Here is a 15,301-nt window from a genome sequence, read left to right as displayed (position 1 = left end):
GTGACTGGTCATTAAACAGAACAATACACATAAATATTAAACGAAGGCTTGCTCAATATAATGTAAAAAAGACTTAAAGCCATCATCATTCAAAAAGGTGTTTGCATGCCCTCTTCCACGATTAATTACGTGATAAAACGCATTTTCATACTCTATTCGTAGCGGCCTAGATATAGCGATTCACTCAAAAAGCTGTAAACTATAAATCTAGACCTTTGATGTCTGAAGTCAAGACTTGACCCCTTTGGTTTTAATCGTCGCAGTACAGCCAGAAATAAAAACCAAACCCGAAAAGAAAAATATTTTACGAATACCCATAATTCTCTCTAATCAGACTGACTAACTGAAAAGCTAATAGAATAAGCAGCCTTGGCAGGATAGAAATTAAACCCGAGTGATTTTTTGAACTTACTGGTATTTTCGATCGTATTACTCGATGAGAGAGGCTTATGTATTTGCATCCCCAAAAAAGGCTTTATTTGTTCACTGAAGTTTTGATATTCAAAATCAATCCCTGTGTAAACCCCATATATAGATTGACTTTCAGGGCCTTGCTCAGAGAAAGTTAAACCAATGTTATAATCCGCTTTCCAAAATTCACTGAGTTCAACTTGGTATGAAACCCCTAAGCCGTGCTCAAAAAACGAATCAATATCAAAGGAATTGCCATTAACCGTACTTTTATAGCCTTCAATGTATGACATGGATAGGTCAAGTTTATATGGCTCTTCTGCGTTTGATGCAAATGAGCAAATTAAACATAAAAATAATAATGAATCCCTCACATTTCCCCCTCGCTTTCTCTTTGAGAAAGGTATTTATATAAACCGACTACAATATACATACTAACCAAAAGCTGCCTAAAAATATCAAATGCAGGCTGATCTAAAACTGCAATTCCCTCAATGACAACATTCGAGTAAAAATGCCATCCAGTAAGAAGGACCACATAACTTATGTATCCAATTCCAAGTACCAAAAATAACCTAAAAGTAAAATAATGAATCCTTTTTTTCCTCTCCCTGGCTGAGAACATTTCTTTGTATATCCAATAGCCATCGTTTTTTACAAAAGGAACCAAATTAAAGAAAATTTGTATCGCTAGCATGTAAAAAAGTAAAACTAGCGCAACCTCTCCTAACCAAAAATAAAATGGTAAAACCAATAGAGGAAAGAAGATAATTTGATATAAAACGCCCGCAAAGAGTACTTTTAATTTTTTATTTTTGTCTATAAGTAATGCAGCATCTCTAACATCCGAAAAAAATGCTGGAAAGCAATAGTTAAATGTGACACCAATTGGAGCTTCTTTACCATGGTATTTATAGAGCAAAGAACTATGACCCAACTCGTGAATAATGCCAGAAGTAAATATATACAGCATAAGCATAATTAAAATATCATACCCCATACCAACTGACGCTGAAGGTATGGCAGTAAGTATATTATTAGTGTCATAAAGGTAAAAAGAGATACTTAATATCAACACTAGGTAAGGAATCAATAGTCTTGCGTAACTAAATAAACTGAAGAATTTTAGTGCAAAGCTTAAAGGTCGCTCTTTTAACAGAACAAACCCTTCAACTTCCTCTCCAGTACTCTCACTGATATGCTCTATCTCACTGGCTTTATAAATCACACCTTTTTTATGTAAATCATAAATATACTCAGCTTTGAGCATATTGGAAATTTCACCAGTATTAGAAGAATGCTTTTCTAGTAATGTAAAAATGTCTTTTGGGATATGGAAATATCTGTCTTGAATCGTTTTTATTGATACAACGTGGCCATTATCTAATTTTTCCTTGTAATTAAATATGTAACTCTCATCTAATGTATTCACTATGGCAGACCCTTACGCTATTTAAATTCACACATTCGTTCTAATTCATTAACCCGCTCAAAGTTTTTGAAGTCATTACCTAACAACTTTACATATTCATCTACAACTTCACCATGGCTATTAATTTCAGCTAGTCCAATAGACATTTTTTTATAATCATTACTTATTTGAGGTAGTATTAAAGATGGTTTTTGTTTTAACATCGAGGCGATACGCATGTACCCCAAACGATGCTTAATTTTGCCAAAATGAGTATCAAACATCTTATAATTTTTATCGTCACTACCGGCTGGTAAATCGACCAATATAAAAATACATTTTCCAGCTTTTTTTGCTTTGAGTACTTTTTTCACAAACAAGCCTGATTCATCAATAACAATTGGTTCTAATTCTGAACCAAAGGCATGCGCACATTTTACTACAAGTCCTAAATCAATACTCTGTGAAGTCAGAATGAAAGCCGCGCCACTGAAATTAAATTTTTTTACAAAGTAAAGGGGAACAGAGAAATAAGGGCCATAATGAAACAAAAAAAATATATTTTTATTTTCGACTTCGACATTGTCTTCGAAGCTTACATCGCAATTTAAATAGAATTGACTTTCTGGTCCATTAATTAAAAAGTCGGCATGTAATTTTCTGTAAGCTAGCCAATGGGAAAATTCTTTATCAAGTTGAGATTCAATTAGATTGCTGCTACAAACCTGCTTTGCAATACCATAAAACCTAGCTTTTTCTTGTTGATATCTTGATTCTTTATTATTCATTAGATTCGCAACAAAGAGAGAAGTAATACTTCTCTCTTTTTATTTTAAAAGCTCAATTAGAAAGGTGTTGAGCAGCCAACGCCAATTTCCCAATCGTGATCTACATGTGATTCAACTTCTTGAATTTCATCTAGCTGTAGTTCTTCGTTGTTTTCTACTGGAAGTTGTTGAATGTTTTCCATTTTATTTTCCATTTTATTTTCCTTTTAATAAAGTTGATGATTTTGAAGCATCTCTTGTACCTCTAAAGTTACATTAACCTCACGGAAGCATTATTGCAACATAAAATTAACCAAAACCGTGAAAAATTAGAAACGAAAAGCAAAATCCCTTACAAACCATTGATTTAAAAGGAGAAAACACATAAAAAGCCACAAGAGTCACCCATTAGGAAGTTCCGGTCAAGCAGGCAGCTGTGCTTTCTTGATCTTTTTATTCAAAAAACCAAGTGTTGTTACTTTTTAAACCGAAGGAACCGAATGGGGTCTGGAACCGAATGGGGTCAAATCTTGACTTCAACCGAATGAACCAAATGGGGTCAGAACCAAATGAGAACCAAATGGGGTCATGAGAACCAAATGGGGTCACCAAATGGGGTCAAGTCTTGACTTCAACCGAATGAACCAAATGGGGTCAGAACCAAATGCAACCAAATGTGCAACCAAATGAACCAAATGGGGTCAAGTCTTGACTTCAGACATCAAACAATCTTGCAACTTGTACAATTGTAATTTAACCTTTCTATCTTCAACCATTAATGTATTCAACCTACCGACAGCTTTCGATATTGCCGAATAGTGTTCAACATTAAAAACATCTGCTAAAGCCTGCAAATTTAATCCTATTAAATCTTGGCATAATTTAATAGCAAACCAGCGTGGTAAATTTTCTCTTTTCGCCCCTTTTTAACCGCTATAATCTCATCAACTTCAACATTAAAGTATTGAGCTAAGTAAGCTATAACATCATCTGCTGAGTGCTTTTTACTAACAAGCTTACTTTCACTATCTGACTTGGCAATATAGTCTTTTATGTTTTCAATAAAGTCCTCACAACCCAAAACCGACAATAACTTTTTAGCACCATAAAAAGAGCTTATTTCTTTGTTGTTTTCATATTCCACAAACTGCTTATAAGCTGCATATTTACGCTTTTTGCCTTGCAACGAAAATATAAAGTCTCGAACAAGCCATTTAGGCGTTACTCCCCTTCTAATGAAAGCTGGATAGCTAGACCACTTATATTTAACAAGCTCTTCTACCAAAGGGCTACTCGTTTCAATTGGGTTACGGTGAATGTACCGACTAACATGCAATAAATAGTTATCTGCATCCACAAGTATCGCTTTGTAGCGCCCTCTAAACAACGCACCATCCGTATTATGTGTTCGATTAAAGTATTGGGTATAAAGGCCATTAATATGCTTCATGGCTCGGCCTAAATTTGCATCAGGGGTTTTGATTAGCAAGTGGTAATGATTGGTCATTAAGCAATATGAATGCACTTCAATATTAAAGCGAAGGCTTGCTTGCTCAATGCAATATAAAAAATATTTAAAGTCGTCATCACTCAAAAAGGTATTTTCACGCCCTCTTCCGCGATTCATCACATGATAAAACGCATTCTCATACTCTATTCGCAGCGGCCTAGACATAGCGATTCACTCAATAAGCTGTAAACTATAAATCTAGACCTTTGATGTCTGAAGTCAAGATTTGACCCCTTTCGTTTTTAAAGTTCAATGTGATTGTTGAATATAGTTTGCAACTGGCACATATTATAACTCAATAAGTTAGGTTGGGCTTTTTTCAAATAAAAAATGCAACTAAAACACAAAATCTCATTATCAATGAGCTTAACTTTTTAAATAGAGTTTGCAACCAGAAATAGGATATATCATTTCAATTAATAATGTGTTTGCTCAACGCGTAAGTTTAGATTAAATGCAATCAAGCCTGAGTGTCATATACGTTGTTAAAAGCGGACAGAAGTAACACATATATTTTGAGGGCTTTGTGTTCAAGAACGAACATGAAAATCTCTAACACCGCATATTTTCTGGTTTAACAGTGCGTGACTATGACCACTTAGTTAATTCGCCTAGAAACGCACAATGTAAATTATTTAAATAGTCAATTGCTTTATCTAAAGCGCTTCTCACATGTTCAATTGGATTGGGATTAAGATCGTAAGTAGCTACAATATTGTCATTGGAATCTAACATTACTGAGCACTTGATAGGAGAATCCGTTGTTGGGTGAAACTTTTCCAAATTTTCACCAAGGTCTATAGGTTGAACTGTGGCTTTCTTCAAATCTTGCCGCCTATTTGTAGCTTCAGGATATCTGAAATATGTGCTTGTTGGATCAAAACCACTTATAAGGTTTATTTGCGCTGTTAATTCTGTATCTATTGTCCAGTCAGTTGTTTTTGGGAGTAAATCGCTACAGTCGTTAAAAATCAATAAAAAATAGCTGTATAGGTCCGCCAAATTATGAGTATTGGAAAGCAACTTCCACTTCCCATTTACGCAAATAGCAGGTTTTTCTAAACTGAAACCTTCTCCAAAAGGGATGTTATATTTTTTATGTAATATATAAATTAGCGATTTCAAGTACAACTCAATAGCATGTCGCTGAACATAACAAGTAGGCGAGACTAACTCTTTGCTATTTTCATTTTTTTGTAATGCTTTAGCTGCGTCTCTAAAGTGCCGTGCCGAAATTCCTAGGCCTTTGTCAAAATGTTGCTCTGGTGGGGTTACCAATATGTTCACAATTTCACTCTCAATTAGCTTGTTATATGCATGAAAGAAATGGCCAACCAAAGTTTAAGCGCCATACTCGTTCCAAATCTCTTTGTAATTCAGAAAATGAATTATTAATACCATATATAGGATTTTTACAATCACACACAACAAACTTAACTCTAAAGTCTTTCTCATTTAAGCAACGAGTTAAAGCTAGCTTTCCGGTTTGTCCATCTGTATTTGTAAAAGCAGCTGACACTCGAGCTTTTAAATCAGTGCCTTTGCCATTATAAACACACCAGTATTCTTCACCACTTTGCTTGATAACCCACTTTGAATCTTGATGAACCTTAGCCATTAACGATAAATCAACATGAACAGGGTTAGTAGGAGTCGGAGCCTCAATAAATCTGTCTAGAGGTAACTTAGTAAAAATCCAATAAAACCCGGAAGATTTAGTTGGAATTTCCCTCTTAGCCTCTTTCAATGTATATAGGTTTTGAGAATCCAAAAGCTTATTAATTTTTATTACTTTATCTAGCACAACACTTCCAGCAAGAGATTAATTCAGTTCAATTTATTTTCGGTTAGATTCTTCCACTTTTCTAATGAATCCGTTTCTATTTCACACTTTGACTTGTTTTACCACTTATCCTAAACAATTACTATTACAGCGCTTTACTGTAAACTCCTATTTTACAATCCAATATCAATGTTCAATGATATTTACACAATTAAACATTTAGAATAACCCTTGATATCTCTATGCTGCGAGCCTCTTAAATCAGGTTTAGTGAAAGTTAAGATGACGTTTTTAGTATTAAATCTAGCTTTAATCCAGTACACCGAAGACCTACCTGTCTAAATATTTGGAATTTGGGAACAAAATACTAACTTGTCATATTACTGATTTCTTTAAAATGTCTTCCGTCTCAGCACTCCTGCGGACTTATAGTTCTGTCTAGCCAATACCCTGAGTAACTAACAAAAATATCATCAAGGCAGGCCTCAAAAAGTAAGTTATCAATAATGTCCATAGACATATGGTTTTCTCTCAGATCAAATCTCATTAAGGCTTCATCCTGATCGCAAACAAGGCTTCATTACAGTATTTAACCAAATTAAGGCTTCACTCTAATCGTAAACAAGGCTTCATTGCAGTACTTAACTGAATTAAGGCTTCACTCTAATCGTAAACAAGGCTTCATTACAGTACTTAACCGGATTAAGGCTTCATCCTGATCCCGAACAAAGCTTCATTACAGTATTTAACCAAATTAAGGCTTCATCCTGATCGCGAACAAAGCTTCATTACAGTATTTAACCAAATTAAGGCTTCATCCTGATCGCAAACAAGGCTTCATTATAGTATTTAACCGAATTAAGGCTTCATCCTGATCACGAACAAGGCTTCATTATAGTATTTAACCGGATTAAGGCTTCATCCTGATCGCGAACAAGGCTTCATTACAGTATTTAACCAAATTAAGGCTTCATCCTAATACCCTCTACGTCTATTTCTTGGTATTGCAGACGGTAAAGTTTCATACAGCCATTCCTTATCATGTTTAAAAAGCCACGTGTAAGAACTTCTACATAATGCTTGAATCTCTCCACGAGTAGGCGCTTTTGTTCTATCCAAACATTCATGTAATATTGAGCGATGCGTGTTGCGTTGCTTTTCAAATCGAAGCTGGATACGTAATTCTTTAATATCAGGAAACTGAGTCAATAACTGTTCAACAGCACTTTGCGAGCATTCCATCTCTTTGGCAATTGAAGTTGTAAGTTCGCCAGTTCTTAGCCTAGAAAGAATTTGCTTACGCTCTGTCGCAAATAAGAACTGTGCTCTACGGTGTATTCGTATGTTATTTTGCATAGCTATAGATTTAGCATACCCCACACTAACATTTGCTCGCTTAGCAGCTTGACGCATACTCATACCATTTCTTAACTGCTTTAAAAGTAAATCTGTTTTTTCTGGATTAACTCGTTCAAACGCATCATTAATTAAATGATCTGGCCTCACGTTTAATTGATTCGGATTAGAGCAACACTTCAAAAACTCTGACAAACTGCCAAATAAATGCTGTATCACGAGTAGGTGTTTTAATGAGTGAAACTGTGCGTGGGATTGATAAATAAAGTTTGATGGGTAGCTATTGCTTTTACTCCCCCCAAAAACCGCATCAAAAAGCCCTTTAGGCAACTCATTTACCCAGTACTCCTTAAGGCTTGTTTGCCATTTTTCTTGCCTGACAGACCCATAATTACATACGAGATTATTCGCATTTAACCCATGTAAATAAACCCTTCTCAAAACATCTGAATCAATGGATTCTAAATTTAAAGACCAGAGTGCATACGCATCTTGAGCAAGTCTTGCCTGCTTTAGGCTTGCCTGTGTTAAACCTTTGCCCTCACTTACAACCTGAGGCGGCAATACGAGCAATTTCCTTTCACGTTTTATTGCTTCTAGCTTTATTAAATGAAATGGACAGTAGTTAATCCAAGGTAATTGATGGGCAACATGCCAATACGCCACACCTACGTTTTTGATGTCTTGGGCGGCACACTGCGGGCAATAACATAGGACTGTCGGTTCTGGTATTCGATTAGCCAGTAGCGAGAATTGACTGTACGCATCAGTGCATGCTCCCTCAAGCATTTTAGTAAAAGCTTCTTGGAAGACATCACTTTGTATAAAAGGCTTAAAAAATGGCAAAACTGTGTGTTTTACGATTAATTCGTCAATGCCCACGCTCACACTTTCTGAAACTGGAACAATAAAAGATGGGAATATGGATGTTAATTGCTGGCCAGTATACCCCAACCTAACCAGCAAAAAGTCATGATCCGTAGCTAAACCGCTTATTAGCCCTGCTCTAGCGAGCCAACTGTAAATAGTCTCGTTGGGTAGCAGCGCACTTAAGCTGCAATTTCTAACGAAGGCCATTCTACCGCCAAAAAGCGCAGCCACATCAATACAAACAATGGATGCCACCCATTTACGTTTCGTAACGCCTTTTCGAGACTTAACGTTTTGTAATTGATTACAACTTCAGGCTCATGAAAAAAACGTTCAAAGCCATGTTCAAAAAACCACGCTACAAAGTCTTGCTGAAGTCTCGCTGCCACAAATACTTGCTCTCGTATTCTCCCTCCGTTTAAATTAGAAAAGCCACTTTGAATACCTCGTTTCATTACGTGTTCAAAGTATGGTTTAGAAAGCATTCCAGGTGAATTTAATAAATCCATACTCGCTTGCTGTACCCATGTAATATGCCCATTTAAATCTACGTAACTTGCCCTATGAATAGCACCACATTTAGTACATTTATTGGTGGTTGGTGGCGTCGCCATAACTCTTATATCAATGCTAGAAAATCCACAGGTATTGCAGCTTTCAAGCAATTCGCAAGCATGCTTTGAACAAGTGATCATCGAAGGTAACTGGTGTTCAACGTGCCAATAGGAAGTACCTACACGTTTTTCATCTTCAATAGCGCATAATGGGCACCATCGCCAAGCTAAAGAAAACGACAATGTTCTGCATAATGGAGCCGATAAGGATGGTACTTGCTCAATAAATTCGCAGCGTTTCCAAAGGCCTCCTTTCCTGATCCGCTTATTAATGATCTTATCAACATCACGAAAATGCATCGAAGGTGAATAATAAGGAAACAATGAGTGTTTTCTTAACAGATATTCTCTGCTTATACTCCCCTCATACGCATTCGCAGCAACATCAATTAACGGATGATAGATTCGTTGATTGCTCAAAGAGCCATCCTCTGAAAGCATGCGCTCAAACACCAGCTTAGGGTTACTACTATCTAAAAGGGTTGCCTTACGAGACACCACTCCCGCAAAGTGCTCGCCATCAAAAGGGGTAGGCATGAAGGATATATTAGTCATCAGATCCCTCCTCAATGAAATTGAGCATATCTTTAGAATCAATATCCATACACACTCGAGGTATACCTAATGGGTCTGGCACCACGTCAGGTAATAACTTTTGTACTTTTTTGCGCTCAGCTTTTGCAGCTAACTTTACTTCTTCGTTTGTTAAAACATGCTCTTTTTGATCCAGTTTGTTCACACCCTCATCAAACTGTTGAATATTTCCCGCTCTGAGATTATCTAAAGCGCCAGCAATCAAAGAGAATTGATTGTTATACGTCTTATGTAACCTTCCCACGTCACCCGTGCGATATGCATCGGCTTTATCGGGGTATTTATTCTTCAACATTGCAATTGACTCATGATGCAGTATCGCCAACCTCGTCATCATTGCAGGCAGACCACACGTTAAATAACAAAAAACTTGTTTGAACTGCTTATCTGGCATTTCGCTACTCTTGCAAAATGATTCAGGGAACAATGCATCAAAGAGAGAGTTAAAAAACTTACTCTTTACCCCGTACAAAGAAAACTGATATTCACGGTTGGTCAATAATCTGCGTGTGATCGTAAAATCTGGGCTTTTAGTGTCAGATAAAAACATCTCCCTACCAGATGTTGTTGATGAAAGAACAATAGGAATACCCATTTTGTTAAACAAAGCTTCAATCGTAGTGAAGGATGGCGCATTTTTACTATTTTTGTATTTCAACATGAACTGCAATTCATCAATATGAGCCAACCCCAAATGATGTGCCACAGCAATTGACTGCATTTGACTTAAGTGGCGTTCTACAGAGTAATGTGATTTATCTTTCCACTGTTCATAAAAATCTGTATCAAGGGCTTCATCAACAGCGTTAAAAAAATTGAGCGCCAACCCCTTGGTTGATGGAGTCGATGGCATATCAAGCGATATCCAAACGAGCTGATCTTGCCGGAAGATTTTGTCCTCAAACTTGTTGTGCTTGATCACTTGTGGGATCACGTTCAGAACACTGCGAATTCCTTTCGTCTTACCAACACCGCTATGACCATGAACAAATACGCTAGGCGCGGTTGTTCGAGAAATAAATTTCTCTTCTAATCGATCCCCCTTTCTAGCTGCCAAGGCGATTGCCATTTGCAATTTGTTAGTTTCCGCAGAATGTGGCGTGTACTTAGAATATCCATCTAAAATAAGCCCTACAAACTTGTTATACATTCCATATAAGTATGGCGCTGGAACGTGAACCTTTTCTAACCGCTCTAGAAATACCTGCTGATATACAGCTGGTATATTAGTTAAGCTCTTTTCAAAAGTAGGTTTGAAAGTAAGCTTTTTATTCAGCTCGTCTTCGTGCGCTATTACTTCAATAGCCTCGGTAAGAGGATTTCCATTTAAGCTATCAAGCGGGTGTTTTCGATATATCGCTTCTTTTTTCAAAAGATTACTCCCTTAATCTCCATACAATTCGTCGTCTAAGTCATCCATGACGGCGGGCTTCATTGACTCTAAGTCGGTTCCAGTACCAAATGTATTATCCAACTGTTGATTCGCTTGAGTTCTTAGCACAAGCTTCTGAATTTGTTGACGAGCTTTAATGCCTGGTTGGATAGATTTATGTTTATTTTTAGGTGCGAGCGAGCGCTCAGCCTCCTGTTGCGCAGTAGTAAGATCAGTAACAGAATCCCAATATGAACGTGTGATCAGAGCATTTTGCTTATGCTCGTGAAGCATATCTTTTTCTTGCTCCATCAAGTGCATTACCTGCTCCCAATGCTGACTTGCTAAAGGATTTTCGTTATTGATATTTTTAAGGCGTAACTTAACGATCTGACCATCGTCGGTTTCATGTAACAGCTCATTGATATTGTCGTACATCCTTTTGACTAATATGTTGAATGTGCCATGATGCCTAGCTCTAGCATAGCCACCACTAGATTTGAAATAGGGGTGATGGTATTCGACCCCTTCAAAACGTATACTGCTAGAAGTTACCGTCGCACGCTCTTCAGGCAAAAATGCCCACCGAATTTTAGCTTCACTTACTCCAGAGTTTAATCGCCCGACCTTTTCCATGTCTTCTAAGCTATTTAAAAAAATCGCTTTCGGCGTAAAGTCCGCACCATTTACAAGGCCTTTGAAGTTAAGTCGCTTGAGACGATCTGCTGAATTGTTGTGGTAGCAAATTTCTGCGATTAACACTTGCATTAATGAGTCATAATCGTACAACGCATTATTAGATGCATGGCTATCTTCACGTTTTGGTAACTCTGCTAATGCACCAGGAATAAACTTAATAACTTGATCATTAACAGTACCAAATTTGCGCTCAACCACTCCTTTAGCATCACCGCGATAAATAGCCATAAACGCAACATCTTCAATACCAATTCTCGCGTTTAAAAGAGCATCAATGAAGGTTTTCCTATATTCAGGTCCATTGTCTATTGCTAATTCAATTGGCACATGTTTAGCGGGCCAATCATTTTTATCAAGAAGAACGCCAAAACGTTTAGCAAATTCAACTTTATCTAAACATGCATTTGCCAAAGCCTGAGATACTCCTTGCCAATTGGGGCCATCAAACCCCAAATACATCCCAACAATCATTGTTGAATAAACATCGACTACGAGATATAAAACAGGACGCCCCATTGAATAGCGCTTACTTGTATCAAAAGGATAACGCACGTAACAATCAAGAATGGTTGCATCGACTTCATAGCGCTGTGTGGCGCCAAGTACCCCATCAAAAGACTTGCCTTGTCTATCCTCAAAGTCTTTAGCGAAGTTAACATCTCCATGTTTCAAACGAAGAAGTGATGCTTTATCAATAATTTTTTTAAAGTGATAGCGAAACATGCCATCACTGATTCGATCTTCCTCAGGAAATGGGTGAAAGATATGTTGGGTACCTAATGTCGTCTCTCTTTCGATTACATAGCGTTCAAATGTCCTGTGATATAGCCGATAAGCAAACGCAATAGAAAAGTTAACGTGATTAGATTTGATAAAAGCAGCAGTTTTTTTAATGTTTAATTTATCAACATCATTTACACACCGTGCGTTTGAACGAACTTTCACTTTACCGTTCTTACCGTTTGGACCACGCTTAATCTGGGAGTCACTCAAGTCTTTAACATAACGGTAGTTTGAGCCACATTGCATCAAGCCAAATGGCAACAATGAATTTTTGGTACAGCCAAAAATGATGTATCGATTGATCGCAGAATGAAATGATGCTTTCCCTTTCCACTTATCCTTTCCGAGAAGTGGCTTTATCTCAGCCGCTAGCCCCTTACCATACAAGTACTGCTCAATTTTATCGGGACTAACAAGACTTTCGATTTTCCTAAATTTATAGTCACGTTTATCAAGCCAGGCACCTTTCCCCATTTCAGTAGCAATCCAGTCATCACTTCTAGTCATAACAACCGGGTAGTCAAAACGCTCTACTTTTAATGAGTGGCTAGTTATATGTGCCAATACATCATCCATACGCCATGCTTCAGGTTTAGAAAGGTTCTTTTTTGGGTCAAAACCATTTAGATCATACAAAGCAGTATACTGTCGACCAAAACTAACGTGACAAACAAGAAGATCAATATTCTTTTTCTCGTTAGTCAGGCGCGTACCCATTTTTAGCATCATAAGGTAAGCTCCACAGGACGATGGAACTGTAACGTATTGCTATGCCTAAGCGGAAGAAAATGCTTGAGTACACTAAATTGAAAAAGCCGAATAACTTGCTCATCAGAGCAATTTAACTGTTGCCTTGTATGTAACAGTAAAAACTCAAGTGGTTTCATGAAGTACCTTTGCCATACGTGGCAAAAAGTAAACACGAATATTCTAACCAACTCATCCTCAAAGCTCATAAATCCACCAGGCTCACAGAACCTGATGTTATTGAACTCTTCCTTGGTAGCATCTAATTCAGTGACAATTCGATACTTGGTGCCACGGCGTCGCCAATACTCTCGTTCAATAGCAAATTTCTGCCAAGTTCGAGCATTCTTGCGCTGTAGCACCTTTCTTTCTTCGCCTTTTATCGAGCCCTCCAGCTCAACCCCTTCTTCATCCACCACGTAAATTTGAGAGGCATATTTAAAGCTATATGCCGTCGTTATTATGCGACTCGGGTTTTCTAGGTCTTGATGTTGAACCAAAAAATCTGTTGTCATCACATATGCCTCCGAGGTCTCCCAATTGCGTGGGTGAATTAAATTACCCGCGACTGCAATATTTAAAGTTTCATTTAAATCGAGTGCATACTGCTCAAATACACGCTTAGTACCTCTGGCCCAAATCAATTTTTTGTACATCCGTAATTCACCATCACTCAACAAATGAGCATGACGCTTCTGTACATTGCAAAAGATCCAATGCCTACGGCCATATTGATTTACAGCTTTTACCGTTAAATACGGTCGATAACTCTCCGTTGTTAAACTTTGTATGTCACGCTTCCACCGGTTTAACTTTTCCATAACTTTTGGTGTAGTGGTAACCTCTTTTAATTTCATATGCATCCTGCAATTGATTCATTCGGGAATAATATCTTGCCTGTAGATCAAACTTTGATCAACCCACCTAAAAACCATAACCACATGAAAAACAACATTTTTGTGTTGCAACAGCAACCTTGAACAACATCAGAATTGTGCAAGTGAAAATTGAATTAAATCAACGGAATATTTTTGTCTAAAAATAAGTTTTTGAATTGGAAATGGAAACAATAATTTTGTTGTGAGGTATTTTGGGGCTTTAAAAATTGAAATATTTCAACGCAAGATAAACAAATATTTTTAAGGCATGATCAAAATTAAATAAATATTTTATAAAATAATTTTTAACAGCTCAAAAATACAACAAAATAACAAAATAAGATCGATTGCGATCAATTGCTAATTCCTCAATTTTCTCATACTATCAATTTGTTCACATACAGAGATTAAACATGGCCGATGATATTTTGACCATTCAAGAGGTCGCTACGTACTTAAAGCTAAATGAAAAGACGGCATACCGTCTTGCAAGTGAAGGCAAATTACCCGGCTTTAAGGTGGGTGGTAGTTGGCGCTTTAAACGCGTAGATTTAGAGCAATGGATTGAAGAACAAAAACAAAAATAAGGAATGTTATATGATCCCAAGTTATCAAGAATTCATGCGCCCCTTTCTCAAAATTGCTCATCAAGCTGATGGCAAAGAAGTTAGGTTACGCGATGTGATAAATCAGTTAGCTGATAAGTTCTGTTTATCTGAAGCTGAACGTGAAGAGACACTGCCAAGCGGCAGACAATCTATTCTTGATAACCGTGTTGGTTGGGCTAGGACTTACCTAACCAAAGCAGGCTTGCTTGAAACCACACGACGAGCACATTTTGTGATCACCGCTCGTGGTATATCAGCTTTGCAAGATCCCAGTGTTAAAATTGACAATGACTATCTCAAGCAATTTGATGAATTTGTCGCATTTAAACAAAAGACAAATGAATCTGATACGCCTAGTGTTGATGTAGAATCAGACATTACCCCTGATGAAGCACTAAGAGTCGCCTACAAAAAGATTAACGATGCTCTAGCACAAGATATCCTCGATAGAACCCGTAAAGTCACCCCCGCTTTTTTTGAAGACCTATTAATTGAGCTACTCGTCGCCATGGGTTATGGCGGAACAGGTGAAGGTGCAGCCCATGCACTAGGTAAAACCGGCGACAATGGTGTAGATGGGGTTATAGACCAAGATCCACTGGGTGTTGATCAAATATACATCCAAGCCAAACGTTATGCCAAAGGTAACAATGTGGGCGCTGGTGATATTCGTGACTTCTTTGGTGCATTAAATCTTAAAAAAGCGCAGAAAGGTATTTTTATTACTACTTCTGAGTTCACCGCATCAGCCATCGAGACAGCACAAAATTTAGGTACTCGCATTGTACTTATCAACGGCACTGAATTAGCGAAGCTCATGCTGCGATACAACATCGGCAGCCGTGACGAACAGGTATTGCACCTGAAAAAGATTGACGAAGAATTTTTTGAAGGCTGA

At 37.5% G+C, this 15,301-nt stretch carries 14 protein-coding genes; 2 read left to right on the top strand and 12 right to left on the bottom strand.

Annotated elements, in window-relative coordinates; all coding sequences use genetic code 11:
* Positions 1–326: 326 nt before the first annotated feature.
* The 12 genes from FLM47_RS02780 to FLM47_RS02725 all read right to left on the bottom strand — a co-directional run bounded on the left by FLM47_RS02780 (position 327) and on the right by FLM47_RS02725 (position 13,774).
* A complete protein-coding gene (locus FLM47_RS02780; protein ID WP_178955029.1) occupies positions 327–785 on the bottom strand; it encodes a hypothetical protein in 459 nt (152 codons plus the stop codon).
* A complete protein-coding gene (locus FLM47_RS02775) occupies positions 782–1,843 on the bottom strand; it encodes a M50 family metallopeptidase (protein WP_178955027.1) in 1,062 nt (353 codons plus the stop codon). Before FLM47_RS02775 ends, FLM47_RS02780 begins: the two co-directional genes overlap by 4 nt.
* 17 nt (positions 1,844–1,860) lie before the next feature.
* A complete protein-coding gene (locus FLM47_RS02770) occupies positions 1,861–2,610 on the bottom strand; it encodes a hypothetical protein (protein ID WP_178955026.1) in 750 nt (249 codons plus the stop codon).
* A gap of 56 nt (positions 2,611–2,666) precedes the next feature.
* Positions 2,667–2,804 (bottom strand): hypothetical protein, encoded by a 138-nt coding sequence (locus tag FLM47_RS02765; protein WP_178955024.1) that lies wholly within the window; start codon positions 2,802–2,804, stop codon positions 2,667–2,669.
* A 650-nt stretch (positions 2,805–3,454) separates the two neighbouring features.
* Positions 3,455–4,264: a transposase gene (locus tag FLM47_RS02760; protein ID WP_256729630.1), complete on the bottom strand. Its 810-nt coding sequence runs from the start codon at positions 4,262–4,264 to the stop codon at positions 3,455–3,457.
* A 423-nt stretch (positions 4,265–4,687) separates the two neighbouring features.
* Positions 4,688–5,386 carry a hypothetical protein gene (locus FLM47_RS02755; protein ID WP_178955022.1) on the bottom strand — a complete coding sequence of 233 codons (699 nt, stop codon included), beginning with the start codon at positions 5,384–5,386 and terminating at the stop codon, positions 4,688–4,690.
* Positions 5,387–5,408: 22 nt separating this feature from the next.
* A complete protein-coding gene (locus FLM47_RS02750; RefSeq protein WP_178955020.1) occupies positions 5,409–5,903 on the bottom strand; it encodes a hypothetical protein in 495 nt (164 codons plus the stop codon).
* A gap of 954 nt (positions 5,904–6,857) precedes the next feature.
* Positions 6,858–8,363, bottom strand: a complete 1,506-nt coding sequence (locus tag FLM47_RS02745; protein WP_178955018.1) for a TnsD family Tn7-like transposition protein — start codon at positions 8,361–8,363, stop codon at positions 6,858–6,860.
* On the bottom strand, positions 8,288–9,277 hold the full coding sequence (locus FLM47_RS02740) for a TniQ family protein (protein WP_138764858.1): 990 nt from the start codon (positions 9,275–9,277) through the stop codon (positions 8,288–8,290). Before FLM47_RS02740 ends, FLM47_RS02745 begins: the two co-directional genes overlap by 76 nt.
* Positions 9,270–10,688, bottom strand: coding sequence for an ATP-binding protein (locus FLM47_RS02735; RefSeq protein WP_178955016.1), 1,419 nt, complete (start codon positions 10,686–10,688; stop codon positions 9,270–9,272). Before FLM47_RS02735 ends, FLM47_RS02740 begins: the two co-directional genes overlap by 8 nt.
* Before the next feature lie 12 nt (positions 10,689–10,700).
* Entirely contained in the window at positions 10,701–12,899 is a 2,199-nt protein-coding gene (locus FLM47_RS02730; protein WP_178955014.1) for a DDE-type integrase/transposase/recombinase, read from the bottom strand.
* Positions 12,896–13,774, bottom strand: a complete 879-nt coding sequence (locus FLM47_RS02725; protein WP_178955012.1) for a TnsA endonuclease N-terminal domain-containing protein — start codon at positions 13,772–13,774, stop codon at positions 12,896–12,898. The genes FLM47_RS02730 and FLM47_RS02725 overlap by 4 nt, the downstream gene beginning before the upstream one ends.
* Before the next feature lie 434 nt (positions 13,775–14,208).
* Between FLM47_RS02725 and FLM47_RS02720 the strand changes: the two genes are divergently transcribed.
* Positions 14,209–14,382: a helix-turn-helix domain-containing protein gene (locus FLM47_RS02720; RefSeq protein WP_058428373.1), complete on the top strand. Its 174-nt coding sequence runs from the start codon at positions 14,209–14,211 to the stop codon at positions 14,380–14,382.
* A gap of 10 nt (positions 14,383–14,392) precedes the next feature.
* On the top strand, positions 14,393–15,301 hold the full coding sequence (locus tag FLM47_RS02715) for a restriction endonuclease (RefSeq protein ID WP_178955009.1): 909 nt from the start codon (positions 14,393–14,395) through the stop codon (positions 15,299–15,301).

Source organism: Pseudoalteromonas sp. Scap06 (assembly GCF_013394165.1).
In the GTDB taxonomy this organism is placed as follows: Bacteria; Pseudomonadota; Gammaproteobacteria; order Enterobacterales; family Alteromonadaceae; genus Pseudoalteromonas.
The sequence above is the reverse complement of the archived record's forward strand: the minus strand, read 5'-3'. Positions and strand labels throughout refer to the sequence as shown.

What these genes read in the sequence shown, in the direction of transcription:
- FLM47_RS02770 (WP_178955026.1), bottom strand. Translation starts at nt 2,610, where the DNA reads ATGAATAATAAAGAATCAAGATATCAACAAGAAAAAGCTAGGTTTTAT.
- FLM47_RS02765 (WP_178955024.1), bottom strand. Translation starts at nt 2,804, where the DNA reads ATGGAAAATAAAATGGAAAACATTCAACAACTTCCAGTAGAAAACAAC.
- FLM47_RS02760 (WP_256729630.1), bottom strand. Translation starts at nt 4,264, where the DNA reads ATGTCTAGGCCGCTGCGAATAGAGTATGAGAATGCGTTTTATCATGTG.
- FLM47_RS02740 (WP_138764858.1), bottom strand. Translation starts at nt 9,277, where the DNA reads ATGACTAATATATCCTTCATGCCTACCCCTTTTGATGGCGAGCACTTT.
- FLM47_RS02730 (WP_178955014.1), bottom strand. Translation starts at nt 12,899, where the DNA reads ATGATGCTAAAAATGGGTACGCGCCTGACTAACGAGAAAAAGAATATT.
- FLM47_RS02725 (WP_178955012.1), bottom strand. Translation starts at nt 13,774, where the DNA reads ATGAAATTAAAAGAGGTTACCACTACACCAAAAGTTATGGAAAAGTTA.
- FLM47_RS02720 (WP_058428373.1), top strand. Translation starts at nt 14,209, where the DNA reads ATGGCCGATGATATTTTGACCATTCAAGAGGTCGCTACGTACTTAAAG.
- FLM47_RS02715 (WP_178955009.1), top strand. Translation starts at nt 14,393, where the DNA reads ATGATCCCAAGTTATCAAGAATTCATGCGCCCCTTTCTCAAAATTGCT.